The organism is Antiquaquibacter oligotrophicus, from assembly GCF_020535405.1.
Lineage (GTDB): Bacteria > Actinomycetota > Actinomycetes > Actinomycetales > Microbacteriaceae > Rhodoglobus > Rhodoglobus oligotrophicus.
Window position 1 is genome coordinate 762154 of record NZ_CP085036.1, and the last position, 26762, is coordinate 788915.

The window sequence follows — 26762 nt, forward strand, 5'->3', positions numbered from 1 at the left end:
CGTTGGCGGGTGCCCGAGCTGCCTTACGCCATCGATGTGGTGATCGAGCTGCTGCTCGCTTCGCCCGTGCATCGATACGAGGGGCGCCCGGCTGACGGTCCGCGGGATGCGACGTCCCGCGAGGTCCACGATTCGATCCAGGTGCGCGCGGGGCTCGGCATCGTCGGCGACCGTTACTTCGGACATGCCGCACACCGAACCGCGTCGGTGACCCTCATCGCCGCAGAGTCCCTCGACCACGTGACGCACGTGTTGGGTGTGCCACCCGTGGACGCCGCTGCCGCGCGTCGCAACATCGTGCTGCGGGGTGCGCCCGTCGACGAGTTGCGCGGCGAGGTCTTCTCCCTCGACACGGGGTCGGGGCCCGTGCTGTTCCGCGCGCACCGTCCGGCGAACCCGTGCGCGTGGATGGATGTGGCGCTCGCCCCCGGCGCGCACAAGGCGCTACTGAAGCGCGGCGGCATCCGGTGCGAACCGCTCACGAGCGGCACGCTCTCAGTGGGACCCGCGGTGCTCCGGACCGAGCGGGTGCTCGCGCAACCGACTCTGCTCTAGGCCCGAGAACACGACGAAGGCCCCACTCGACGAGCAGGGCCTTCGTATCGGGTGCGTCGCGTCTACTTCGCGACGAAGGAGAGCAGTGCCGCGGTGACCTCAGCGTGGTGGGTCTCGAGGAGACCGTGGGGTGCACCGTCGATCTCGACGTACTCGGCGTCGGGCACGAGTGTCGAGAAGACGCGAGCGGTCGAATCGATCGGCAGGATTCGGTCGGCCGTTCCGTGCAGGATCAACGTCGGCAGGCCAGCCTCGCGAACCTTGTCGACGTCGGCGCGGAAGTCCTCGATCCACGTGGGTACGACAGCGTAGGCGGCGACCGGTGCGCTCGCCGCGGCCACGTTCCAGCTGTTGGTGACGGCCTCCTGGCTGATGCGCTTCCCGAGGTTCTCGTCGAGGTTGTAGAAGTTCTCGTAGAAGCTCGTGAACCACGCGTAGCGATCGGCACGTGCCGCCTGGTCGATCCCGTCGAAGACCTCCTTGTCGACACCGGTCGGGTTGTCGTCCGTCTTGACGAGGAACGGTTCGAGAGAGGCAAGGAACGCGAGCTTGGCCACACGCTCGGAGCCGTAGCGGGAGACATAACGCGCAAGCTCGCCCGTACCCATGGAGAATCCCACGAGGATGACATCGGTGAGGTCGAGGGTGGTGAGCACCGCATTGAGGTCAGCGGCGAAGGTGTCGTAGTCGTATCCCGTGGTGACCTTGCTCGAGCCGCCGAAACCACGACGGTCGTAGGTGATGACGCGGTATCCGGCGTCGAGAAGTGCGGCGGTCTGACGCTCCCAGGATGCCCCGCTCAGCGGGTAGCCATGAATGAGCACAACGGGCTGTCCCGTGCCGTGGTCCTCGTAGTACAGCTCGATATCGGTGGAGTTCTCCTGACCGGCGGTGATGAACGACATGATCTTCCTTTCGAAACCACGGCGGAGAACGGTCGTTCTCCGCGCCATGCGACTACACTAGAGAACGCGCGTTCTCAGCGCAAGTCCACGAAGGTGAAAAAGTCATGAACGACGAGCAGGCCCGAGCTCAGATACTCGACGTCGCGGACCGCCTCTACTACTCGCGGGGCATCCAGGCCGTCGGAATGGACGAGCTGCGCACGGGCGCAGGAGTCTCCCTCAAAAAGCTTTACCAACTGTTCCCGTCCAAGGCGGAGATCGTCGAAGAAGTATTGAGGCGGCGAAACCGGGAATGGAGCGCCGGAGTGCGCGCGGAGGCCGAGAAACACTCCACCCCGCGCGGCAAGCTGCTCGCTATCTACGACTTCCTCGCTGGCTGGTTCGTGCAGGACGACTTCCGCGGATGCGCGTTCATCAACTCGTTCGGAGAACTCGGTTCAACGGCACCAGGTGTCGCTGAAGCAGCACGCTCACACAAAGCGTCCTTCGAGTCCTACGTCGTCAGCCTCGCCGAAGAGGCGGGCGCTGGGCCAGATCTCGCACCGCAGCTCGTGCTGCTTGCCGAGGGCGCCCAGACCACGGCATCCATCCTCCGACGCCCCGACGTCGCCTCTCACGCGCGTGCCGCGGCCGAAGTGCTCATCGATGCGGCGCTCGCGACCCGAGCGACCGCCGCCGTCGCGGGCTGACAAAGCTCGGGTGGGTCAGGCGACACTCACACGAACCGTGTGCCAGCCCTCCGCCCCGTCGGGCACCGGCGCCACGCGCTCCGGAGACTGGGTGCCGCCGAACGCGTCCGTCGCTCGGACCTGCAGCTCGTGATCTCCGGGCTCGGCATCCCACTCCCACACCCACTGCACCCAGGTGTCGACGTTGATCTCCTCAGCCAGGCGAGCATCGTGCCACTCCCCGCGGTCAACGCTCACCTGCACTCCATGGATGCCCTTGTGCTGAGCCCACGCGACCCCGGCCACCACCACTCGACCGGCGTCGACGACGACTCCAGCACGCGGAACATCGATGCGTGACGACATCTTGATCGGCCCAAGCTCCGCCCAGCCGCGATCCGTCCAGTAGGCGGTCTCGCGGTCGAACCGCGTCACCGTCAACTCGGTGACCCACTTCGTCGCCGACACGTAGCCGTAAAGCCCCGCGACCACCATCCGCACGGGGAATCCGTGCTCGAGCGGGAGCGGCTCGCCATTCATCCCCACGGCGAGCATCGCGACCCGGGCATCATCGGTGAGCGACTCGAGCGGTGTACTCGCCGTCCAACCGTCGATGCTTCGCGACAGAACCATGTCGGCATCGACCGTCGGCCGTGCCCGCTCCAAGAGGTGGCGGATCGGATAACCGAGCCAGACAGCGTTACCGATGAGGTCTCCGCCCACCGGGTTCGAGACACACGTGAGCGTGACCGCAGCTTCTTCCAAGGGCAAGGCCAGCAGCTCATCCCACCCGATCTCGATCTCGTTCTCGACCATGCCGGTGATGCGCAACCGCCACTCCGACGGATCGATCTTCGGCACTCCGAGCGCGGTGTCGATGCGATAGAACGAGGCGTTGGGAGTCACCACGGTTGCGAGGCCTTCGATGTCCAACTCCGCTTCCGCGGGGATCGGAGGCGCAGCGACCGCGGGTTTCGGCAGCCTTATCGCTTCGCGCACGGTGTTCGCCGCCTCCGTCACGCGAGACATAACTCCGGATGCGACGCCGGCGAGCGCGGCGACACCCGCAGACACGGCGACCGCGGTGAGGAACCCGCGACGACTCACTCCCGCTGAGGAGAACTCGGCGGGAACTGACGTGGATGGTGCCCGCGACCACCGGCGGAGGCGGTCCGCGGTGATCCGCAGGACCCCCGCCCCGACGGCGACGCCGACCGCCGTGGGGATAGCCCAGTTGATGGTCGAACCGGCGCGCGACAGCGCCGCAGCCGTCGCGATGGCACCCACGATCACGAGGATGACGACACCCCACGGGGAGCGCCGAAGTTCCACGACACCCGCGAGCACCGCGAGAACGGCGACGAGGAGCCCCAACGACACGAGCAGCGCTACCTTGTCGCCCGTGCCGAACAGGGCGATCGCGGCATCCTTCACCCACGGAGGCACGATGTCGATGACCCACGCGCCCACCGCGAGCAGCGGGCTCGCCGCGGGCGCGACAAACAGCGCAACGAGATGACCCACGGACACGGATGCCGCGGCGGAGAGAACTCCGACCCCTGCGGCCCACCACGTCTCGCGCTTCACGGGGGAATGCTACCCCCGCCCCCTGCGCGCGTCCCCCTCCGTGAGGTGCCCAGTTCGGTGGGTGTGCGGTGCTTCAGACCCACCGAAGTGGGCACCTCAGGAGCAGATCGAGTTACTCGAGCCAGTCGGGACGGGGCGGGAGGTCCGGGAAGGCTCGGAAGATCGCGCCGGACTGTGGCGCCACAACGGCCCAAGCCGTGTGGAAGACGAGACGGATGTCCGTCACAAGCGATTTGCGTCGCAAGTACCACATCTCGAGCTCGCCCTTGTATGGCGCGATGTAGTCCGCGTAGAACGCACGCGGGTCGCGACCCGGAACGGAAAGCAAACGTTCCTCGTCCCGGAACACAATCGAGCCGATGCCCGTGATGCCCGGTCGAACACTGTAGATCGTCTCGCGGACGTGCTGCGGGTAGACGTCGAAGTCGATCTGCATTTGCGGTCGCGGGCCGACGAAGCTCATCTCCCCCGTCACCACGTTGAGGAGTTGTGGAAGCTCGTTGACCTTCGTGGCGCGCAAATACTTGCCGACCGGTGTCACCCGCGGGTCGCCACGCACCGTCAGCGAACCCGTGCCCATGTTGGGGCTGTTCTTGAGCATCGTCGCGAACTTCCAGATACCGAAGTCCTCGTTGCGGTAACCGACACGCTTCTGCTTGTAGAAGACCTCACCCTCACCCGTCAGCCGGAGCGCAAGCATGATCGGCAGCAGAATCGGCGTGAGCACCACGAGGATGAGCACGGAGGCGGCGAAGTCGAGGCCTCGCTTGACGGCGGAGTACACGGTCACATCTTCTGGTCGAGACCGGTCCCGGTCTCGACGTGCTGGAAGGTGGGAACGAGAGTCGTGAGCTCTTCGACGATCGCGTCCTTGGAGACATCCGTTCGAGCGAAGAGTGCGCGCAGGTTGTCCCGGACGGCGCGGATGCCCGCGACGTCGTAGCGCGGAACACCACGCACAACACCCAAGGCACCGAAGCGCTCGAGGTCCACGTCCTCATCGCTTGTGTAGAACTCCTCGAACGGCTTCTCGCCGGAGGTGTCGGAGGCGAAGTAGTACACGGGCCATTCCGTGTCACCGGGGGCGCGGGCGGCTGCGCGCTCGCGGGCCTCCTGCTCGGTGGAGCACCGCACGGGTGTGTATCCGAGTTCGGTGAGGAGGGCATCCGCGATCGTCGAAAAGGTGAGCATGGTCGGCGACTCGAGCTGCGGAAAGACGATGTCCCCCGACTCGCCCAGCACACACGCGATGAGGCACAGTTGCCCGGACTCGGCGGGCGAGACAAAGTAGCGCCGCACGTCGGACGGCGCCGAGAGCGGCTGCCCCTTGGCGATGCGCTCGAGGAACCCTGCGGGCAGGCTGCCGTTAGAGAAGGCGACATTCGCGAATCGCGCCGTCGTCGCGGGAAGCTCGGTGGAGTAGGCGAGAACCGCCTCCTCCATGAGCTTCTTCGAGGCGCCCATGACGTTGGCGGGGTTGGCCGCTTTGTCCGTCGAGACGCAGAAGAAGTGCTTCGGGGGATGGGGCAGCAGCAGGTCGAGCAGTCGCGCGGTGGAGAGCACGTTGTTCTCGACCATCGCCTCGATCGAGAAGCGGTCCTTTTCGCTGCGCACATGCTTGTGGGCGGCGAAGTGGGCGACGATGTCGAAGGGGCCGGATGCCTGCAGCATCCTCTCGAACACGGCGTCACCGAAGTCGATCGGGTAGGTGAGGTACTCGGCGGGCACGTACTGGCCGTCGGTCGAGCGCAGGTCTCGCGTCAGCTCGGTTAGGCCGTTTTCGCTCAGGTCAACGACCACAAGTTTCGCGGGCTCATACGGCAAGAGCGCGCGAATGAACGAGGAGCCGATGGTGCCAGCCCCACCGATGACGAGCACGGATGCCCCGGCCACTGCCGCGCGCAGCTCGGCGTCGTGGGCCGCGAGGTCGGAGGCAAACATGCTCTCCGTGCGCCCGGTGACGTGTTTCGCGATAAACGCGTCGAGGTCGAAGTCGATCATGCCGTCCCCGCCGCACCCTCTGTGCCGTCGCCCGCGGTCGCCGCCACGGCCGCGCGCACACCGGCGACAACCTCCGCGATCTGCTCCTCCGTGAGCGTGTTGTACAGCGGGAGCGTGATCTCGTTGGCGTAAAGCTCGTACGTCTTCGGGTAGTCGGCGATGTCGTAGCCGCGCTCCCGGAACAGGGTGAGCATCGCCATGGGGATGTAGTGCACGTTGACACCGATGCCCGCGGCCGACAGGTGCGCGATGATTCGGTCGCGGCGTTCCTCGTCGGCTCCCGCGATACGCAGAAGGTAGAGGTGACAGCTCGAGTTGTGGTTCTCGTCGCGCACGGGGGGCAAGATCGCCCAGTCATCCTGCGCGAAGGCTTGCTGATAGAGGTCGAATTTGGCCCGCCGATCGGGCAGCAGCTGACTCTCGTACTTGCGGATCTGGGCGAGACCGACAGCAGCGTTGAGGTCTGGCAGGTTCACCTTGAGGCCCTGGTCGACGATGTCGTATCGCCAGGCGCCCGTCTGGTTTTTCTCGAATGCCGACTTGTTCTGGCCGTTCAGGGAGAAGGCACGCAGGAAGCCGAGTTCCGACTCGTTGTCGAACGGCGCCGGGAGGTTCAGGGCGATGGCGCCACCCTCCCCCGTTGTGACGTTTTTGACCGAGTGCAGCGAGAAGACCGTGGCATCCGCCCACTGGCCGTTCGGGCGACCCTTGTAGGTCGCGCCGATCGAGTGGGCAGCGTCCGAGACGATGAGCGGGCGGGCGAGTTGCTCTTGGCGTGGCGTGGACGGCGTGAAGTCAGCCGCGGATGCCTCGACCATCGACCTGATCGTGTCGTAGTCGGCCGGCCACCCCCCGATGTCGACGGGGATGACGGCCTTCGTGCGCGGCGTGATCGCGGCGCGCAGCTTCTCGGGGTCCATCGTGAAGTCGTCCAGCACGTCGACCATGACCACGGTCGCGCCGATGTTCATGGCGCACAGGGCTGTCGCGCTGTAGGTGTACGCGGGGATGACGACCTCATCGCCAGGGCCGATTCCGAACCAGCGCAGCATGAGCATCGCGCCGGAAGTCCAGGAGTTGACACACAGCACGGGTGTGCCGGTGATGGCGCCGATCTCGGTTTCGAGCTGCCGCACCTTGGGGCCGGTGGTGAGCCAGCCGGTGTTGGTCAGCGCATCGTTGACCTCCGCGATGACGTCGTCATCGATGAGTGGGAGGGAGAACGGAATCGGCACGGGAGACCAATCTACCGCTACGACCCCAAGCCCTCCCCTCGCGAGGTGCCCGCTTCGGTGGGTGTTTCGCGGGCAAGACCCACCGAAGTGGGCACCTCACGAGTTACTCGGTGATGATGCGGGCGCCGTGGACGGGGCCTGTCGCGCGCACGACCGTCAGACGCGCGGCGCTCAGCGCCACCTGCAGCTCGAGCGCGGAGTCCGAATCCGCGGCGAGGAACGCGACCGTGGGGCCCGAGCCGGAGACAATACCCGCGAGCGCTCCGTTGCGCTCCCCGAGTTCGAGCACACCTGCGAGGGACTCCTCGAGGTGGATGGCTGGCGCCTGAAGATCGTTGTGCAGGCACTCGGCGAGCATGTGCGGGTCACCCGCACGAAGCGCTTGCAACACATTGGTGTCGACGGATGGCGCGATCTGGGCCGGGAAGATGTCCTGCGCGTGACGCTCCCGATGCAGGTCGAGCTCTCGATACACCGCCGGAGTGGACAACCCGAAGTCGGCGAGCGCGAGAACCCAGTGGAACTGGCCCTGAGCCAGCGCCGGGCTCAACTGATCGCCGCGGCCGGTGCCGATCGCCGTCCCGCCGGTGAAGGCGAAGGGAACGTCCGCTCCGAGCTCGGCAGCGAGCGTGAGCATCTCCTCGCGCGGCATAGCCGTGCCCCACAGGGCATCGCACGCGAGGAGGGTTGCGGCGGCATCCGCCGATCCCCCACCCATACCTCCCGTGACGGGAACGTGTTTGTCGATCTCGAGACGCACCCCGTCGCGGAAACCTGTGCGCGCCGCGAGAAGGCGTGCAGCCTTGATGGCAATGTTCGAGCCGTCGGTCGGTACCCGGGAGAGTTCGACACTCCCCGTCACGGTCACCGAAAAGTCCGTTGCGGGGTACGCTCGCACATCCTCGTAAAGCGACACGGCCTGGTAGGCGATGGCGACGTCGTGGTACCCGTCGTCGAGGAGAGCCCCGACCTTCAGAAACACGTTGATCTTGCCCGGCGCCCTGGTGTGGATCATCGGATGGGCGGCATGGCCGTTCATGAAACCCAACCTAGCCGAGTCGACGCCGCGCGCGCTGCGCGTCAGCTCCGCGCGATCGCGAGGAAGTCAGCGACCGTGAGTTCCTCACCGCGTGCGGTCGGCGCCAGGCCCGCCGCCTCGAGTCGCGCGGATGCCGCTGCCGAGTCGCCGAGCACGGGGGCCAGCGACTGGCGCAGCATCTTGCGGCGCTGCTGGAAGGCCGCATCGACGAGGGCGAAGGTCATCCGTCGCTCGTCCTCAGTGCCGGGCGGGTCGTGGCGATCGAAGCGCACGAGGATGGAATCGACATTGGGAACGGGCCAGAACACCTGCCGACTAACTTTTCCGGCCGTCGAGAAGTCGCCGTACCACGCGGCCTTGACCGACGGTGCGCCGTAGACCTTGCTTCCGGGACCCGCCGCCACCCGCTCGCCAACCTCCGCTTGCACCATCACGAGACCGCGATCGAGACCGGGGAAGTGCTCGAGGAAGTGCAGGAGAACGGGCACAGAGACGTTGTACGGGAGGTTTGCCACGAGCACGGCAGGGTCGCCGGGAAGCTCGGTGACGGTGAGGGCGTCCTGGCCGATGACGGTGAGTTCGACCTCTCCCAGCCGCTCACGCAACGTGACCGGGAGCTGCCGGGCGAGACGATCGTCGATCTCCACCGCGACGACGGATGCTCCGGCCTCCAGTAACGCGATGGTGAGCGACCCGAGTCCCGGACCGATCTCCACCACCGTCTCACCGGGGGCGACCCCGGCCGCGGTGACGATGCGCCGCACCGTGTTGGGGTCGATGACGAAGTTCTGCCCGAGCTTTTTTGTCGGCTGGAGGTCGAGTAGCCCAGCGAGGTCCCGAATCTCCGCGGGACCGAGCGCGCGGGAACTCACGGGCGGTCGTACGATTCCGGTCGACCGGGCAACTCGTGACGGTCCGTGTGTGTCGGGGGCTCGTAGACTTCCGGCCGGTCGTACGACTCGACGATGTCGGGCAGGTCCTCGTCCCACAGGCCGTAGACCTCTTCGGTGCTGGATGCGATCTGCGCGGCGAGCATGGGTACGTCCGTCTCGAGCACCGCGGCCATGGCGCGCAGCGTGAGCGGGAGCAGGTACGGCGAGTTCGGGCGTCCCCGGTACGGGTGCGGCGTGAGGAACGGCGCATCCGTCTCCACGAGGATGCGATCACGAGGGATCACCTCGAGCGCCTCGCGAAGGTTCGCCGCGTTCTTGAAGGTGACCGTTCCGGCGAACGACAGGTACCAGCCCTGGTCGGCGCACAGGCGCGCCATTTCGGCGTCACCGGAGAAACAGTGGAAGACGGTGCGCTCGGGTGCCCCCACACGAAGCAGAGTGTTGATGACCTCGGTGTGGGCATCCCGATCATGGATCTGCAGGGCGATGCCCTGGCGCTTGGCGATCTCGATGTGGGCTTCGAACGACGCGAGCTGGGCATCCCGCCCGTCCTCGCCGGTGCGGTAGAAGTCGAGCCCGGTTTCACCGATGGCGCGAACACGGGGTTGGGTGGCGAGCGACTCGATCTCTGCGAGGGCGTCGTCGAGGGTGCCGGATGCCGCGAACTCCGGCACCTCGTTCGGGTGCAGGGCCACGGCGGCGAGCACACGGGGCTCTCGTTCGGCGACCTCGGCGGACCACCTCGATGTCTCCAGGTCGCCACCGACCTGCACGACACCTTTGACGCCGACACTGGATGCCCTGTCGAGGTGCTCGCGGTAGTCGAGCTGATTGTCTGGCCCGCCGTCGGCGATCTCGAGGTGAGTGTGGTTGTCGTAGACACCCACGGTTAAGGCCTCGGGCAGCGGCGGGTACTCGAGCTCCTTACGTCCCTCGGTGTCTCGCTGCCGCACGAATGCCTCGACCACTCAGTCCTCCTCGATCCTCGGGAAGAGCGATGTCTCCAAGGGTGTCACGTGTGTACCGCCTGACCAATCGAACGCATGATCGATGGGGCGGGCATCCACGGGCCCTTCGCCGCCGATGGCGTGCCACAGCCGCTCGGACGCGCGCGGAAGGATGGGCGCGAGAAGGATGGCGAGTGTGCCGAGACCGTGCACGGCGGTCGCGAGCACCTGCTGGAGGCGTTCGCGCTGCGCGGGATCTTTGGCCAGAGCCCACGGCTCCTGCTCGGTGATGTAGAGGTTGAGGGCGTCGACGAGGGTCCATGTGTGCGCGATCGCCTCGTTAATGGCGAACGCGTCAATGGCGGCGTTCGCGGAGGCGGTCACCTCGCGTACGAGAACGGCGATGGCTTCGTCGACCGGCGCCTGCGGAATCTCGCCGTCGAAGTACTTCGTCACCATGGCGATGACGCGGGATGCGAGGTTTCCGAAACCGTTCGCGAGTTCCGCGTGGTAGCGCGCGCTCAGGTCTTCCCAGCTGAAGGAGCCGTCCTGACCGAAGGTGATCGCAGAGAGGAAGTAGAAGCGGAACGCGTCGGACCCGAAGGTGTCCGTGATCTGCGCCGGCGCGATACCTGTGAGCTTCGACTTGGACATCTTCTCGCCGCCGACGAGCAACCAGCCGTGCCCGAAGACGGCACGCGGCACCTCGAGGCCAGCAGCCATGAGCATGGCGGGCCAGATGACCGCGTGGAAGCGTGCGATGTCCTTGCCGACGAGGTGGACGGCCGGCCAGCGACGCTCGAGTTCCGCGTCGTCGACTCCGTACCCGATGGCGGAGATGTAGTTCAGGAGCGCGTCGAACCACACGTAGACAACGTGGGTGTCGTCCCAGGGCACCTTGACGCCCCAGTCGAAGCTCGAGCGGGAGATCGAGAGGTCGTCGAGTCCCTGCTTGACGAACTGCACGATCTCGTTGCGCACACTCGCCGGTTGCACGAACGACGGGTTCGACTCGTAGAGGTCGAGGAGTGGCTTCTCGAATGCGCTCATGCGGAAGAAGTAGTTCTTCTCCTTGAGGATCTCGACCGGTCGACCGTGAATCTTGCAGACCAGCTGACCGGCGTAGTCACCGTCGGGCGTCTCCATGAGGTCGTCGATCTGCTTGTACTCCTCGCAGCCGACGCAGTAGTAACCCTCGTACTCACCCGAGTAGATGTGACCGTCGTCGTAGAGCTTCTGCAGGAAGAGCGCGACGGCTTTCTCGTGCCGCTCCTCGGTGGTGCGGATGAAGTCGTCGTTGCGGATATCGATGGTCTCCAGCAGCGGCTTCCACGCCTTCTCGACCAGCGAGTCGGCCCACGCCTGCGGGGTCGTGTCGTTGGCGACTGCGGTGCGGAGGATCTTCTGACCGTGCTCGTCGGTGCCGGTGAGAAGCCAGGTGTCGTCGCCGCGCTGGCGGTGCCAGCGGGCGAGCACGTCCGCCGCCACCTCCGTGTAGGCATGGCCGATGTGAGGCACGTCGTTGACGTAGAAGATGGGCGTCGTGATGTAGAAGGACTCGCCGGAGGGCATGGAGTCCAGTCTACGGATGCCCGCGCCACTGTTACTTCGTGCGCACCTCGTTGACTAGACCTGTGTTGACTAGACCTGACGATCCGCGCCTATCCGACTACGACATCGCCGTCACGAACTGAGGGCGGGTCAGCGCTCCCGGAGCGCCGCCTCGTAGAGGTCGCGCCGCGGGATGCCCGTCGCCGCGGCGACCTCGGCCGTGGCATCCTTCAGGCGCATTCCCGACTCGACGAGAGAACGCACCTCGGCGAGCGCCGTCGGCAGGTCGGATGCCTGGGCAGCAGCGCCCTCGACCACGAGACAGATTTCACCGCGCGCACCTTCGGAGAATCGGTCGGCGAGCTCGGCCGCCGTGCCGCGCGCGACCTCTTCGTGCAACTTCGTGAGTTCACGACAGACGACGACACGGCGCTCCGGGCCGAACGCCTCGGCGATGTCGGCGAGGGCACCTCCGACCCGGTGCGGCGACTCGAAGAAGACGAGCGTGCGCGGCTCCCTCGCGAGCGCGGCGAGATGGGCGAGCCTGCCCTTGCGCGGAAGGAACCCCTCGAAGACAAAACGGTCGGTGGGCAGGCCACTCACAGCGAGCGCGGCGAGCACGGCACTCGGGCCGGGAAGTACGGTCACACGCACATCGGCGGCCGCGGCAGCGGCCACGAGCGGGAAGCCGGGGTCGCTGATGGCGGGCATCCCGGCGTCACTCAGAACGAGGACGTCCCGTTCACGGGCGAGTTCCACGATCTCGGCAGCCTTGTCCGTCTCGTTGTGCTCGTGAATGGCGATGAGGCGCGGCCTGTTCTCGACACCGAGGGCACTCAGCAGGTGGATGGTCGTGCGAGTGTCTTCACTCGCGATGATCTCCACCGTGGACAGCGCGTCGATGAGGCGTCGGGACGCATCGCCGAGATTGCCGATCGGGGTTGCGCCGAGGATGATCACGCCCCATTCTCTCCCGCACGCCGCGGGGTCCGCCGGAAAGTAGCATTGGGCGGGTGACCGAGCGTGCCGCCTTCGATGAGATCGTCGATGCTCCGCCACCGGCCGAAAGCCCACTGCGTCGCGTCGGCTCGCGACTGGACGATTGGTGGCTGCGCAGGTCTCCCGCGGCTCAGCGCGCGGTGCGGTGGGCCGCGCCCACGCTGGCTCTGCTCATCGCCGCGGTCGCGCGCCTGTGGAACCTCGGGCATCCGTCGGAGCTCGTCTTCGACGAGACCTTCTATGTGAAGGATGCCTGGACCCTCGCCAACCTCGGTTACGAAGCCCAGTGGCCGGCCGATGCCGACACCGCCTTCAACTCGGGAGACGCCGACGGGTTCCTTCGCGACCCGGCATTTATCGTGCATCCGCCGCTCGGCAAATGGATCATCAGCCTCGGGATGCTCGTGCTCGGGCCGGAGAACCCGATCGCGTGGCGGTTGTCGACCGCGCTCGTCGGGATAGCCGCCGTGGTGTTGCTCATGGTTGTGGCTCACGTGCTGTTCCGCTCGATTGCGCTCACGTCGATCGCGGGCTTCCTGATGGCCATCGAAGGCAATGCGATCGTGATGAGTCGCGTAGCACTGCTCGACAACTCGGTGATGTTTCTTGCCTTCCTGGGTGTGCTCTTCGTGCTACTCGATCGACGATGGAGTCGAGTCCGCCTGAGTGCGTGGATTGCCGCCAGGGAAAAGCGAGACAAGAGCACCGACTGGGGTCCGGCACTGTGGTGGCGCCCCTGGCTCATCGCCGCCGGTGCCGCGTTCGGCGCTGCGGCCGCTGTCAAGTGGAGTGGGCTCTACTTTTTGGCAGGCTTCGCCATCTACACACTCGTGGTCGATGCCATCGCGAGGCGCAACGCCGGCATCCAGTTGTGGGGTTCCGGAACCGCGTTCAAGCAGGCACCGGTCACGTTCGTGCTCATGGTCCCGATTGCAGTCGCGGTCTACCTCGCGAGCTGGATCGGATGGTTCACGAGCGACGGTGGTTACGACCGGCACTGGGCGGAGAGTGACGGCAACGCCTGGACGGGAGGCCTCTCGTGGGTTCCCCTGAGTCTGCAAAGTCTCTGGCACTTCGAGGTGTCGGTGTACAACTATCACGTCGGTGAGAACCGGGGGCACGGGTACGAGGCCAACCCGCTGACATGGTTACTCCTCATCCGACCGACGAGCATGTGGTACCAGGGTGCCAACGGCGGCGAACTCGGCTGCGACTACGACGTCTGCGGGGCATCCGTCACGGGTATAGCGAACCCCGTGATCTGGTGGGCGGCGACCGCCGCTGTGCTCTACCTCGCCTACCGTCTGGTGCGGTATCGCGAGTGGAAGGTCGGTTTCATCCTCATGGGGATGGCAGCCGGATACCTCCCGTGGTTGCTGTACCTCGGCCGCACGGTGTTCCAGTTCTACTCGATCGCCTTCGAGCCCTACATGCTGCTCGCCCTGACCTTTGTGATCGGGCTCATCCTGGGTTCCCCCGATGACGATCGAGACCGAAGAACGAGTGGGCTCGGTATCGTCGCCGTCTTCCTCGGAGTTGCGCTGCTCGTGAGTATCTTCTTCTGGCCGCTGTGGACGGGGATGCAGCTGAACTACGACTACCTCCGACTCCACTGGTGGCTTGTTACCTGGAGGTAACCCCGCGCCGGGCATCCGACGGTATATTGACCGGACCCGAACGTTTTTTACTCCTCAGCTCTACCTCGCCGCAACGGGGCACACATGGCTCGATCACGCATTGCCGCAGGCGCCACCGCGCTCGCGCTCATCGGCGCGTCCGTCTTCGGCGGAGCGATTGCCGCGTCGGCCTACACGCCGACCGCCCCGACGCTGTCGTGGCCCATCGTTGGGGATGGAACCCCGTCCGTTACGACCGTGAGTGACGGGCCCTCGTTCGATGGCGTGATGCAGCACGTCGACGGTGGCAGCGAAACCACGATCGTCTATCGCTCCGACAACGAGGGCATCAGCTGGTCGGAGTATTGCTACGCCTCGAAGGATTACATCGCGGAAGCCGACCCGGCCTCGCCATGGTCGTGCGCCGCCGAGACGATCCTCACCCCCGGCACGCACTACTTCAGGGCCGCCACCGTGGACAACAACACGGGTGATACGAGCGCGTTCAGTCCCACCGTGAGCTACACGATCGGCGGGACTCAGGCGGCGAGCATCCTGTCACCGGCGCCCGGCACCGTGACAACGGATGCCACGCCGATCTTCGAGGGATACGGCCCGCAACTCGGCACCGTGTCCGTCGTGCGAGACGGCACAGAGGTGCTGTGTTCGGCCGAGGCCACACTTCCCGACGGGTATTGGCAGTGCGAGTCGTCGGTTCCCCTTACCGGTTACTCCGAGGAGCCGCTTGCCTGGAGCATCAGCTACCCGATCACGGCGACAGCCACTGACATCGTCGGGGCGCCGGTCGCCAGCTCGCCGGAGCAGGCTCTCGAGGTCGCGATTCCGGATGCCCCGAGCCTCTACCAAGAGGCCAACCCCTGGTACACGACCACCGCGCTGCCGTCCATCACGGGCGAGATCCCGGCGAACACCACACGGTTCCTGGTCTGGATCTGGACGGAGACCGGGGGCGGTGGCGCCACCGCCGTGCCGCTCTGCGAAATGCCCGTGTCGCTCGACGGTGGCGTGTACACATGCGACCCGACAACAAACACCTCGTACGCATCGCTCGAACTCGGCGTGAATGAACTGCGCGGGTCGGTGCTCAATGAGGCCGGCGATTCGAGTCTGATCGGTGACCCGATCTACATCACCCTTGTGGCGCAGCCCGTCGTGACCTCCCCGGGGCCCGGCACGCTCGTCTACACAAGCGACAGCACCCCGACGTTCTCCGGAACGGCAGACCCCCTGGGTTCGACAGTCGCCATCGAGTCGCTCGAGGACAACCTCTGTGTGTCCGACGTGTCCGAGGGGACATGGGAATGCACTCCGGCAAGCGACCTGAGCGACGGCCCGTACCCTTACGTCGCGCGGCTCTCGCTGCCGGGCGAGGGCGGCGAGTCTGTGACATCCATCGAGCACACCGTGGTCGTCGACACCGAGGCCCTTCCGCCCGTCGTGACAACGAGCGGAACTCTCGAGGCTCCCTACCCGACGTTTACGGGCACGGGCGAGCCCGGTGCCGAAGTCACTCTCTACCTCGACGACGCACCCGTCACCTGTCAGGATCCCGCGATCGTCGGCGACGACACGGCGTGGTCGTGCACACCATCGACTCCAATTGCCCCCGGTGTCTACGACGTGACGACCACACAGCGTGACCGTGCCCTCAATGTCTCAACACTTCCGAGCTCGCCCCAGGCGACCGTGACAGTTGCCAACCCGCCCGGCCCATCGGCTCCTACGATCGTCTCGCCCTCGTCCGGGGTCGTGTACTGGAACCAGCTCGGCGTCTTCGGCGAGGTCGAGGCAAGCGGGGGCGGCGCCGTGCGAATCGACGTCACTGCAGTCGGAGCGTTGGGCAGCACAACGTGCTCTGAGGTCGTCGAACCCGCGAGTGAGGGTCCCACCAACTGGGGCTGCTACCTCGACCTCATTCCCGACACGTACTCGATCTCGGCGGTGGCCTCCCTCGAGGGTGTGCCCGGCACCGAGAGCTCCTCGAGCGCACCTGTCAGCGTCACCTACGTTGGGGAGCTGCCGAAGCCCTCGGTTACCTATACGCTCGGCCCGGCATCCGTCGCCTTCGATGCCGAGGGTGTTCCTACCGGCGACCTGCAGGTCGGCTGGTACGAGGTCACGCCAGGAGGGGGCGGCGAAGGTGAAGGCGAAGGCGGACCCGGGTTTGTTCTACTCGACGACTGCGGCACGGGTGGCGAAGGCGGCGGCGGCGAAGGCGAAGGCGCCCTCCTCGCGTCGGCCCCGGCGTTTGCCGCCGCTGAAGCACAGTGCGGACCGTACTCCGATCTGAAACCCGGCATCTACAACGCCTACGTCACCCAATACGCCGGCGGCGAGAGCTTCTCGTCGACTGACGATTACATCGCCATCCCACCGGCGCCAACTCTCGGGGCCAGTACGACCTCGGGAACAACTGCGACGTTCTCGGGAACGGGAGCTGTCGGCGGCTACACCGTTGCCGTACAGCGCGCCGACGGTGCTCCGATCTGCGTCGGTACCGTCACGGATGCGGGTGAATGGTCGTGCACCACGACCCTTCCCGCGGGGACCGCGACGTATCGCGCGGTTCAGCAAGCGACCGGATTCGAGTTCGAGTTCAGCGAATGGACTGTCGATGCATCGATCGCCGGATACTCCGCCTACAGCGAGTCCGTGACCGTGACGGCGGTGGTGCCGACCCCGCCCGTCGACCCCACTCCCGACCCTCCGGCTCCGCCCGTGCCAAGTCCTGTCCCGTCCTCAACACCAACACCAACACCGACCCCCACACCGACGCCGACCGTGACGACTCCGCCGCCCGCCGCGGCCTCGATGTTCAGCTTCACTCTCAGTTCGACTCGTTTCGCCCCGGGCGAGACGACGACCCTCACGGGTAATGGCGCTCCGCCCCTGGCGCAGATCGACGCGGAACTGCATTCGACCCCCGTCCACCTCGGTTCGACGACGGCGGCGGATGACGGGAGGTTCTCGCTCACGGTCACCGTTCCGCTGGACGTGGAGCCGGGCGAACACGAGATCGTGCTCATCGTGACTCCCGCCGGTGGTGAGCCGATGCAGCTCGCCAAGGGGGTCACGATTACCGACCCACCCCGAGCGCAGGGGCAGGTCGACCCGAACGCCCTCACGAGCGACACGGAATCGGATGCCGCCGCCGTCGCCGACCGCAACGACCCCGCGGCGCCTAGCGCTCTCACGGGCTCCCTCAAGACGGTCGCGACCGTGTTCGACAACCCGATCCTGCTCGGAGGTGCCGCGCTCGCCGGCCTTGCCCTGCTTCTGCTCGTGGCACTGCCAGCCGAACTGCTCAACAGCACCATCTCGGAGAACTACGGACGAATCACGCGCGGAATACCCACGCGGCGGGTGGCCTGGTGGGATCAGTTCCGCAACTGGCTGAAAGTGACACCCGTGCTCGGGGGCATCCTCATCACCTTCGTCACTGCCTTCATCTTTGGATTCGTCGATCCTCGTTTCGGGTTCGACCTCACCTCGCTGCGCACCGTGCTCGCTGTCGGTCTCGCCCTCCTCGTGGTGGGCTACATCGCGAGCGCCCTCAGCGGTGCAATCATTCGGCGCACTCTCGGCCTCGCCACGGCGGTGGAACTGAAGCCGCTGGGGATCGTCCTGGCCATCGTCGGTGTCGTGCTGTCGAGGCTTCTCGATTTCGCACCGGGCTTCCTCATCGGACTCGTTCTCGGCCTCTCGGTCATCGGTATGACCTCAGCCGCCCAGCGCGCGAAGGCCGCACTCATTCACGCAAGTGTGGTGTTCGGGCTCGCGGTGGTGGCGTGGATCGGATACAGCATCCTCACCGCCGGCGGCCCGCCCGACACCTTCGCGAGCGCGCTCACCGTCGATACCCTGGTCGCCGTCACCGCGGAGGGGCTCACGGCTCTCTTCGTCGGCATGCTGCCGTTCCGATTGCTCAACGGGTCGAACGTGTTCGAGTTCTCGAAGCCGCTGTGGCTGGTGAGCTACATCGTGGCTGCTGCCGCGTTCGTGCTCATCGTCATCCCGTCGTCGTGGGGTGAACTGAGCGGCCCCGTGACGAACTGGCTCATCGTTCTCGGCAGCTTCGCCGTTGTGGCTCTCGCCATCTACTTCTACTTCAGGCTCACCGACAAAGACGACGATGGTGACGATGCCTCCACGACGGAGCGAGCGGACGCCGAAGCGATCGAACTCTGACCGAGAGTCGCCACGAGTAACGCCGTGTTACGCCGGGCGACGCCGTGTGTACTGCTCCTCCCGGTAACCTGATCGGATGGCAGATCGCGAGTACGGATTCCGCACCAGAGCAATCCACGCAGGCAATATTCCGGATGACGTGACGGGCGCGCGAGCTCTCCCGATCTACCAGTCGAGCGCATTCGTCTTCGACGACACCGCGGATGCCGCGGCGCGCTTCGCACTGCAGAAGTACGGCAACATCTACTCGCGTGTGGCCAACCCCACGGTCGCGAGTTTCGAGGAGCGCGTCGCATCCCTCGAGGGCGGACTCGGCGCTGTCGCAACCGCGAGTGGACTGGGCGCTCAGTTCATCACCTTCGCCTCGCTCGCGGGGGCGGGTGATCACGTCGTCTCGTCCGCCAACCTCTACGGCGGCACGATCACGCAGCTCGACATCACCCTTCGCCGGTTCGGCGTCGAGACCACGTTCGTGCGCTCGGCCGACCCGGCGGACTACGCTGCGGCGATCACCGACAAAACGAAGTTCATCTTCGCGGAGACCATCGCGAACCCGTCCGGTGAGATCGCGGACATCGAGGGACTGGCCGAGGTGGCACATGCCCACGACCTGCCTCTCATCATTGACTCCACGGTGGCGACCCCCTACCTCAATCGGCCTATCGAGTGGGGCGCAGACGTCGTCGTGCACTCCGCCACCAAGTTCCTCGGCGGGGCGGGAACGACCCTCGGTGGTGTGGTCGTCGAGTCCGGCCGTTTCCACTGGGCAAATGAGCGCTTCCCGCTGTTTGACCAGCCGGTGCCGTCCTACGGTGGCCTCAACTGGCACGGCAATTTCGGCGAGTACGCGTTCCTCACGCGACTGCGCGCCGAGCAGCTGCGTGACATCGGCCCCGTGCTCGCCCCGCACTCCGCCTGGCTTCTCGCCCAGGGTGTGGAAACGCTGCCGTTCCGCATGCAGGCACACGTTGACAACGCCCGCATCGTCGCCGAGTGGCTGAAGGCCGACCCACGTGTCGACTTCGTCAACTGGGCGGGCCTCCCCGACCACCCCCACTTTGATCGCGCCGCGAAGTACCTGCCCAAGGGCCCGGGCTCGGTGTTCTCGTTCGGAGTCAAGGGCGGCCGTGCGGCCGGCCAGACGTTCATCGAGAACGTCAACCTCGCAAGCCACCTCGCCAACATCGGCGACGCGAAGACCCTCGTCATCCACCCCGCGTCTACGACGCACGCCCAGCTCACCGAGCAACAGCTGATCGACGCGGGAGTCCTGCCGGGTGTCGTGCGCATCAGCGTGGGAATAGAAGACCCCGAAGACATCGTTGATGACCTTGACCAGGCGCTGAGCGCTGCAACGAAGGGCTGATCATGACCATTGCGACGGATGCTGCGACCGAGACGGTCACGACGCAGCTGGCCAACGGGCTCACGTGTGACATCCCGGCGAGCTCGCCGTTGGCGAAGCTCCTGAAGTCTCAGCGAACGTGGGTTGGACCGACGGCCAAGGAGCGCCTCGGCATCCTTCGCGCCGCCAAGTCCATCGCGATCGTCGGTGCCTCACCCAACCCGGCGCGCTCGAGCTACTTCGTCGGCACCTACCTGCTGCAATCGAGCGACTACGACGTGTACTTCGTGAACCCCAACGCGGACGAGATCCTCGGCCACAAGGCCTATCCGGACCTCGCGTCGCTGCCCGTCGTACCCGACATCGTCGACGTGTTCCGCAAGGCGAGCGACATCCCCTCCGTCATGGACGACGCGCTCGCGATCGGCGCCAAAACCGTGTGGGTGCAGCTCGGAATTTGGAACCAAGAAGCGGCGGAGTACGGCGAGAGCAAGGGCCTCACCGTTGTCATGGACCGCTGCATCAAGGTCGAGCACGCCCGCTTCCACGGTGGCCTCCACCTCCTCGGGTTTGACACGGGTGTCATCACGGCGAGGAAGACCGTCCGCTAGTCGCGACTCCCGGTTACGTAGCGTGACGACGAGGGTCGAACGGATGCCCGCCTCCGCCTAGCGTGGGGTGCATGTCAGGTCCCCTCATCGAGTCGCCTCTCGTCTCGACCCAATGGCTTGCGGATCACCTCGGAGCCGACGACCTCGTTGTGCTCGACGCGAGTGTGGTCGGGTACACACAACCGAATGGCGCCGCTGGCTATTTGAGCGGTCATGAGAGTTACATCATGAACGGCCACGTGCCGGGCGCGCTGTTCGCCGACGTCATCGAGGAGCTTTCCGACCCGGAGGGCCCGTACCCGTTCACGCGGCCCGATCGCGAGCGCTTCGAGCGTGCGGTGGGTGCGCTCGGCATCAACAACGAGACATCCGTTGTTGTGTACGACTCCCTCGTCGGCCAGTGGGCCTCACGCGTGTGGTGGCTGTTCCGTGCATTCGGGTACGACCGGGTGGCGGTGCTCGACGGCGGGTTCACGCGCTGGACTGCACAGGGGCGGCCGACCGAGATCGGGCACGTGTCGGCCGAGGCGACCGAGTTTGTCGCGTCCGAGCGCCCCGAACTGTGGATCGACCGCGCGGGGGTGGAGGACATCGTCGCCGGTCGCGCCGAGGGAGCTCTCGTCTGCGGCACGCCCGCCAAGGAGTTCGCGGAGAATCACATCGAGGGCAGCGTGAGCGTGCCGGCGGGCCGCCTCGTTGATCGGTCGACGAATGAGCTCCTGGGCGACAGTGAGCTTCGTGGTCTCCTTGCGCCGGCACTGGCCGCCGGTCGGGTGGTCGTCTACTGCAAGGGCGGTATTGCGGCGACCGCGGACGCCCTCGCCCTCACCGTTGTGGGGCATAGGAACGTCGTTGTCTACGACGAATCGCTCAACGAGTGGGCCGCCTAGACAGATCGTTCTGTCCCCCCGCACTGGGGGAAGAGTGTTCCTGCGCCGATTCGTAGACTCGTAGCGCGATATATCCGATGGCGGCTACCCGAGCCTGCCAATATCGCGCTTACCCGAGGACCCGAAGATGCTCTCATCGCCGGGCGCGCCAGCGCGCCGTCGGCAGTGGGGCGCGGAGACCCGAACCCGCCCCCTGTCCACCGTTCACCCCACCCCGTCCACCCTCAAAGTCACGCTCGGCGGTGTTGCCATCGCGTTCACCGTCGTCGCGTGGATCGCCTACGTGCTGACAACCGTCGTCCGACAGTTCTTCGACGACGGACCCGTGAGCTTCCAGTTCACGATGGAGACCATCTCCTACCTAGTTGTCGTGAGCTTCCTGACGTTCTCGGCCTTGATGTATCTCATTGCTCGCCAGGGCGCGTTGCTGCGATTCGGCACACACTCCCGTGCGCCGCGCGCGCAACTGGACCGGCACTTCACCCACAACCAGCGCCCCATGACCGTGCTCGTGCCGTCGTACGCCGAAGAGCCCGACGTGGTGAGCAAAACGCTGTGGTCCGCGGCGCTGCAGGAGTACCCGGCCCTGCGCGTGGTGCTGCTCGTCGACGACCCCACGTACCCGACCGACCCGGCGATCGCTGCGCGACTGGAGCAGACTCGTGGCCTCGCGGCGGGCATCCAGGCCGAACTGGCCGTCCCTGCTGCACGCTTCAACGAGGCCCTCATCGACGCTGAGATCGAATCGCACCGCGATGAGCTGAGCCCTCGCGCCGTGCAGGAACTCGTCGAGCACTACTCGTGGGCGGCGCAGTGGCTCCGCGCGAAGGCAGCGAGCCACGAGGGCAACGACCACGTCGACGAGTTCTTCACGGCGCAGGTGCTCGGCGCTCTCGCCGAGGAGCTCGAGCTCACGGCATCCGCACTCGATGCCGCCGACCGGTCGGGCGAGCGCCTCCCCGACGTGCGACTGCTTGAGCTCTACCGTCGTCTCGCCTGGACGTTCTCTGCCGAACTCGACACGTTCGAACGCAAGCGCTACGCGTCGCTCAGCCACGAAGCGAACAAGGCGATGAACCTCAACTCCTACATCGGCCTCATGGGTGCCGACTACCGGGTCGAGGAGACACCGCTCGGCTCGATCCTCGTGCCGGACGAGACCGGCGATGTCCACATCCCGGATGCCGACTACCTCCTGACCCTCGACGCCGACTCGCTGCTCCTCCGCGACTACTGCCTGCGGCTCGTCTACTTGCTGGAGCAACCCGAGAACGCACGTGTCGCGGTGACGCAGACACCGTACTCGGCCTTCCGTGGGGCACCGACGCGTATCGAGCGACTGGCGGGCGCCACGACCGATCTGCAGCACATCCTCCACCAGGGGTTCACCTACTTCGGTGCAACCTTCTGGGTTGGTGCGAACGCGGTCATCCGCAAACGGGCGCTCGCCGACATCGTCGAGGTCGAGTACCACAACGGCTTCCCGGTTTCGCGCTTCGTCCAGGACCGCACGGTCATCGAGGACACCGAGTCGAGTGTCGATCTCGCGGCACACGGATGGACCCTCGTGAACTACCCGGAACGCCTCAGCTACAGCGCAACCCCACCCGACTTCGGCTCGCTCATCGTTCAGCGTCGTCGCTGGGCCAACGGCGGTCTGCTCATCCTCCCGAAGCTGTGGAGCTACGTGCGAGCTCAGCGCGCCCGCGGCGAGCGTGTGCGCGTCACCGAACTCGCTCTACGCACCAACTACATGGCATCGATTGCGTGGGCGAGCTTCGGCCTGCTCTTTTTGCTCGCGTACCCCTACGACAGCAGACTCCTGAGCCCGATCATCCTGCTCGCGGCGCTGCCGTACTTCCTCGCGATGGCCAGCGACCTTCGGTACACCGGCTACCGTGCCCGGGACATTTTCTGGATCTACGGCTTCAACCTGATCCTGCTCCCGGTCAACCTCGCGGGCGTGCTCAAGTCGATCCAACAGGCGATCACGAACCAGAAGATCCCCTTCGCACGCACCCCGAAGGTCAAGAACCGTACCGCGGCGCCGTTCCTCTACGTCATCGTGCCGCTGCTCATCGTGGCGTTCTCTGTGCTCACGTTCGTGCGCGACTACGCGGTCGGAAACTGGGGTAACGCAGCCTTCGCCGGCATCAACGCCGTGCTCGCCCTCGCTGCGATCGTCTCCTACATCGGCATCGGTCACTCGATCGTCGACCTCTGGTTCGGCGCGATCCGCATGCTCTATGTGCCCGATCGCCGAGCTGGCGCTGTCTCGACGGGCGACCTCGATTGGCGAGCCGTGCTGCACTATGGCGCTGACGGCGCGACGTCCTCGCCGATCGTGCCCGTGGACATCGCACCGACACGCGAGCCGCTCGGGGTGTCCCGATGAGTGCTCGCTACCCGGGCATGCGGCTCTCCCCCGCACGTGTCGTGATCGCAGCGGTCGCCGCGGTGGGGCTCGCGGCCGGAGGCGTTGTTGGCTACCAGGCATGGGCATCCGCGCAGGCCGACCCGAGCGGGGAACCCTGGTTTGCAGGGTACGTCGACGTCACGGCGACACCCCGCTTCGCGTTCGAGACACCGGCCTCGGAGGCTGCTCGCCACGCGGTCCTGTCGTTTATCGTCGCTGACCCGGATGACGCGTGTGAGCCGTCGTGGGGTGGCTACTACACCCTCGATTCCGCCGCCGCCGAACTCGACCTCGACCGCCGAATCGCGCTCCTCCGGGAACGCGGTGGCGACGTCGCCGTCTCCTTCGGCGGCCTTCTCGGCGACGAGCTGGGTTCTGCGTGCACCGATGAGAAGTCACTTGCGGACGCCTACACGGCGGTGATCGACAGATACTCCATCTCCACAATCGACCTGGATCTCGAAGGTGACGAGCTTGCCGACACCGCGGGCGCCGAACGACGCGCGTCGGTCATTGCGGAACTTCAGGCCGAACGCCCCGCCGACAAACCGCTCGCGGTCTGGGTGACACTTCCCGCATCGACCTCCGGCCTTACGCAGGAGGGAACCGATGCCGTAGCGACTCTGCTCGATCACGGAGTCGATCTCGCGGGCATCAACGCCATGACCATGAACTTCGGCGAGAGCCGGGACGACGATGTGTCGATGGGCGCGGCCCCAGTGAGTGCCCTAGAGGCAACACACCGCCAGGTCTCGACGCTCTACCAGCGCGCGGGCATCCCGCTCTCCGACGCCACCGTGTGGACCAAGGTGGGTGCGACACCCATGATCGGGCAGAACGATGTACGCGGCGAGATCTTCGACCTCGCGGATGCCGCCGAACTCAACGACTTCGCTCTCGAGAAGGGCCTCGGCCGGATGTCGATGTGGTCGCTCAACCGCGACCGCACGTGCGGCGTCAACTACGTGACCACGGGTGTCGCCTCGGATTCGTGCAGTGGCATCGACCAGGGTGAGGACTTCTTCGCGGATGCCCTCGCCACCGGTTTCGCGGGAACTCTCCTCGACTCGGCCTCCCAGACAACGAGCCCCGAGCCCGTCGACCCTGCAAGCCTCGTCGATGATCCCGCGACGAGCCCGTACCCGGTCTGGGACGAGGAGTCGGCCTACCTCCAGGGAAGCAAGGTCGTCTGGCACCGCAACGTGTACGAGGCGAAGTGGTGGACAAGCGGCGACCTCCCCGACAACCCCGTGCTCAACGAGTGGGAGACACCGTGGACCCTCCTCGGCCCGGTGCTCCCCGGCGAGAAGCCGATCGACACGACCGTCGACGGCGCGGGGATGTTCCCCGAGTGGATCGGCACGGAGCCGTACGAGAAGGGCGACGTCGTCACCTTCGACGGCGTGCCGTACCGGGCGAAGTGGTGGACGCAAGGCGACAGCCCAGAGGCGCTCTCCTCCGATCCGGACGGCAGCCCCTGGGTGGCGCTCACGCAGAAGCAGGTCGACGCACTCGCGGCGCCCTAAGCGACGTCTGGCGTGACCACCGGGAGCTGGCACACAAAATCCTCGCAGTCGTAGGTTGTCGTGGCGCCGGGTGTTGTTGTGCGGCCCGCGAAGAGCTCGAATCCCGCGCTCGTGAACTCCAGGGCCGCTGCGGCGCTGAGGGCGGACGTCGTGGCAGGGTCGCGGCGTGCGGCGGCCGCGGCATCCGCGCTGTCCGTCACGACGATCACGTGGTGCAGCGGTCGCGCGAGTCGGGCCATCACCGCGAGTGCGGCGCCCGCGGAGATGGGGCTCGAGGCCGCGATGGGCACTGCGGGTGTCACGGCCATCGCCGCGGCATCCCGGTAGACACGATCCCCCGTGAGCTCGTAGAGATCGAGGCACGCGGATGCCACGGCACTCGGCCCCGACGGAAGTGCACCGTCGCTCGGGTCCGGGGCGACAACTACACCCTGCGCCGCGAGCACGGGATCCCCTCCGCCCGGTACCTGGAGCGCTTCGCCGTCCGTGCGGAGGGCATCGATGAGGCTCCGCGCGGCGACCGCGTACCTCACCTCCCCCGTCGCGCGAGCAAGCTCGATGAGTCCGCTCGCGAGCAGCCCGTAGTCATCCAGCGTGGCGGGAGCACGAGCGATTGTGTTGTCGATGGACGAGTGGACGAGTTGATCGGCACGCACGTGGTGCTCGAGCAAAATTTCTGCGGCACGACGGGCGGAGTCCACCCACTCTGACCGGCCGACGAGGCTGCCCGCGAGTGAAAGGGCACCGATGGCGAGGCCGTTCCATCCCGTGAGGATCTTGCCGTCGAGGGGTGGGGCCTCCAGTCGCGACCGGCTCGCGGCATCCAGCGTGTAATAGAAACCTTCGACGCGGCGCCCGTCGACGACACTCTCGCTGTCCTGTGCACTCGCGAAGCCCCCGCTCGGCTGCTGCAACGTGCCGATGAGGAAGGACGCGATACCGTCCGCGATCTCGGTGCGGCCGAGGAGGGCATAGCAGGCGAGCAACTGCGCGTTGTCGTAGAGCATGCGCTCGTAGTGCGGCTCGCTCCAGTCGCGCTGGGTCGAGTAACGGAAGAATCCGCCATCGACGGGGTCGCGAAGGGCAGACGAAGCCATCGCATCGAGGGTGCGCTCGGCGAGAGCGTCCCCCTGATCGACCAGAAACCGCAGCACGGGAGCAACCGGGAACTTCGGCGCCGTACCGAAGCCGCCGAACTCGTGATCCTCGACCTGGGCGAGCTGCGATTGCACGGTCGCGAAGTCGGTCACGAGATCGGTGCTCGCCTCGCGTGGCTGGGAGAGCGCTTCGACGATCGCGCGGCCATTCCGTTCGACTTCCTCGCGGCGGTCCCGCCACGCCGCGAAGACCGCGTCGAGCACCTGCCGGAACGACGGATGGCCCTGCACCGGCTGCGGTGGAAAGTAGGTGCCCGCGAAAAACGCACGGCCCTGAGGCGTCACAAACACCGTGAGCGGCCAGCCGAGGTTGGGGGTGAAGGCGCCGGCCGCCGCAAGGTAGCTCGCATCCACCTCGACGTTCTCCTCGCGATCCACCTTGATGGATACCGCGTTCGTGTTGAGGTATTCGGCGATCTCGGGGTCACTGAAACTCTCGCGAGCCATGACGTGACACCAGTGACACGTCGAGTAGCCGATCGACACCATGACCGGCACATCACGCCGGGCCGCCTCCTCGAAAGGCTCCGGGCCCCACGGCCACCAGTCCACAGGATTGTCGGCGTGCGATCTCAGGTACGGACTCGCAGCTTCTCTGAGGCGATTCGGCAT

The 26762-nt window shown here is 66.3% G+C and carries 20 protein-coding genes; 9 read left to right on the forward strand and 11 right to left on the reverse strand.

Annotated elements, in window-relative coordinates:
- The first annotated feature begins 9 nt into the window (after positions 1–9).
- Positions 10–555, forward strand: a complete 546-nt coding sequence (locus LH407_RS03785) for an MOSC domain-containing protein (protein WP_322132626.1) — start codon at positions 10–12, stop codon at positions 553–555.
- A gap of 62 nt (positions 556–617) precedes the next feature.
- On the opposite strand, the gene LH407_RS03790 is transcribed toward LH407_RS03785, so the two are convergent.
- The gene (locus LH407_RS03790) at positions 618–1460 is read right to left on the reverse strand and encodes an alpha/beta fold hydrolase (protein ID WP_322134897.1); all 843 of its coding nucleotides are present in this window, start codon (positions 1458–1460) and stop codon (positions 618–620) included.
- A gap of 104 nt (positions 1461–1564) precedes the next feature.
- On the opposite strand from LH407_RS03790, the gene LH407_RS03795 reads away from it, so the two are divergent.
- Complete coding sequence (locus LH407_RS03795; protein ID WP_322132625.1) at positions 1565–2149, forward strand: TetR/AcrR family transcriptional regulator; 585 nt, start codon at positions 1565–1567, stop codon at positions 2147–2149.
- A 15-nt stretch (positions 2150–2164) separates the two neighbouring features.
- Here the strand turns inward: LH407_RS03795 and LH407_RS03800 are convergent, their stop codons facing one another.
- The 9 genes from LH407_RS03800 to rsmI form a co-directional block, all read right to left on the reverse strand.
- Complete coding sequence (locus tag LH407_RS03800) at positions 2165–3715, reverse strand: molybdopterin-dependent oxidoreductase (protein ID WP_322132624.1); 1551 nt, start codon at positions 3713–3715, stop codon at positions 2165–2167.
- Positions 3716–3827: 112 nt separating this feature from the next.
- Entirely contained in the window at positions 3828–4499 is a 672-nt protein-coding gene (locus LH407_RS03805) for a sugar transferase (RefSeq protein ID WP_322132623.1), read from the reverse strand.
- Positions 4500–4501: 2 nt separating this feature from the next.
- Positions 4502–5716 carry a polysaccharide biosynthesis protein gene (locus LH407_RS03810; RefSeq protein ID WP_322132622.1) on the reverse strand — a complete coding sequence of 405 codons (1215 nt, stop codon included), beginning with the start codon at positions 5714–5716 and terminating at the stop codon, positions 4502–4504.
- Complete coding sequence (locus LH407_RS03815) at positions 5713–6951, reverse strand: DegT/DnrJ/EryC1/StrS family aminotransferase (protein ID WP_322132621.1); 1239 nt, start codon at positions 6949–6951, stop codon at positions 5713–5715. Before LH407_RS03815 ends, LH407_RS03810 begins: the two co-directional genes overlap by 4 nt.
- 103 nt (positions 6952–7054) lie before the next feature.
- Complete coding sequence (locus LH407_RS03820; RefSeq protein WP_322132620.1) at positions 7055–7990, reverse strand: 4-(cytidine 5'-diphospho)-2-C-methyl-D-erythritol kinase; 936 nt, start codon at positions 7988–7990, stop codon at positions 7055–7057.
- Positions 7991–8031: 41 nt separating this feature from the next.
- On the reverse strand, positions 8032–8862 hold the full coding sequence (gene rsmA / locus LH407_RS03825; RefSeq protein ID WP_322132619.1) for a 16S rRNA (adenine(1518)-N(6)/adenine(1519)-N(6))-dimethyltransferase RsmA: 831 nt from the start codon (positions 8860–8862) through the stop codon (positions 8032–8034).
- The gene (locus tag LH407_RS03830) at positions 8859–9851 is read right to left on the reverse strand and encodes a TatD family hydrolase (RefSeq protein ID WP_322132618.1); all 993 of its coding nucleotides are present in this window, start codon (positions 9849–9851) and stop codon (positions 8859–8861) included. Before LH407_RS03830 ends, rsmA begins: the two co-directional genes overlap by 4 nt.
- Positions 9852–11402 carry a methionine--tRNA ligase gene (gene metG, locus LH407_RS03835; RefSeq protein ID WP_322132617.1) on the reverse strand — a complete coding sequence of 517 codons (1551 nt, stop codon included), beginning with the start codon at positions 11400–11402 and terminating at the stop codon, positions 9852–9854. It lies immediately after the preceding gene.
- A gap of 129 nt (positions 11403–11531) precedes the next feature.
- Positions 11532–12341, reverse strand: coding sequence for a 16S rRNA (cytidine(1402)-2'-O)-methyltransferase (gene rsmI, locus LH407_RS03840; RefSeq protein ID WP_322132616.1), 810 nt, complete (start codon positions 12339–12341; stop codon positions 11532–11534).
- Between the two features lie 53 nt (positions 12342–12394).
- Here rsmI and LH407_RS03845 point away from each other — a divergent pair, with 53 nt between their 5' ends.
- The 7 genes from LH407_RS03845 to LH407_RS03875 all read left to right on the forward strand — a co-directional run bounded on the left by LH407_RS03845 (position 12395) and on the right by LH407_RS03875 (position 24993).
- On the forward strand, positions 12395–14017 hold the full coding sequence (locus LH407_RS03845) for a dolichyl-phosphate-mannose--protein mannosyltransferase (RefSeq protein ID WP_322132615.1): 1623 nt from the start codon (positions 12395–12397) through the stop codon (positions 14015–14017).
- Between the two features lie 84 nt (positions 14018–14101).
- Complete coding sequence (locus tag LH407_RS03850; RefSeq protein WP_322132614.1) at positions 14102–18205, forward strand: Ig-like domain-containing protein; 4104 nt, start codon at positions 14102–14104, stop codon at positions 18203–18205.
- 76 nt (positions 18206–18281) lie between these two features.
- Entirely contained in the window at positions 18282–19571 is a 1290-nt protein-coding gene (locus LH407_RS03855) for an O-acetylhomoserine aminocarboxypropyltransferase/cysteine synthase family protein (protein WP_322132613.1), read from the forward strand.
- Between the two features lie 2 nt (positions 19572–19573).
- Positions 19574–20161: a CoA-binding protein gene (locus LH407_RS03860; protein WP_322132612.1), complete on the forward strand. Its 588-nt coding sequence runs from the start codon at positions 19574–19576 to the stop codon at positions 20159–20161.
- Between the two features lie 71 nt (positions 20162–20232).
- On the forward strand, positions 20233–21051 hold the full coding sequence (locus LH407_RS03865; protein ID WP_322132611.1) for a sulfurtransferase: 819 nt from the start codon (positions 20233–20235) through the stop codon (positions 21049–21051).
- A gap of 127 nt (positions 21052–21178) precedes the next feature.
- Positions 21179–23446 (forward strand): glycosyltransferase family 2 protein, encoded by a 2268-nt coding sequence (locus LH407_RS03870; RefSeq protein WP_322132610.1) that lies wholly within the window; start codon positions 21179–21181, stop codon positions 23444–23446.
- Positions 23443–24993 carry a carbohydrate-binding protein gene (locus LH407_RS03875; RefSeq protein ID WP_322132609.1) on the forward strand — a complete coding sequence of 517 codons (1551 nt, stop codon included), beginning with the start codon at positions 23443–23445 and terminating at the stop codon, positions 24991–24993. The genes LH407_RS03870 and LH407_RS03875 overlap by 4 nt, the downstream gene beginning before the upstream one ends.
- Here the strand turns inward: LH407_RS03875 and LH407_RS03880 are convergent.
- Complete coding sequence (locus tag LH407_RS03880) at positions 24990–26762, reverse strand: thioredoxin domain-containing protein (protein WP_322132608.1); 1773 nt, start codon at positions 26760–26762, stop codon at positions 24990–24992. The two genes, LH407_RS03875 and LH407_RS03880, sit on opposite strands and share 4 nt — an antisense overlap.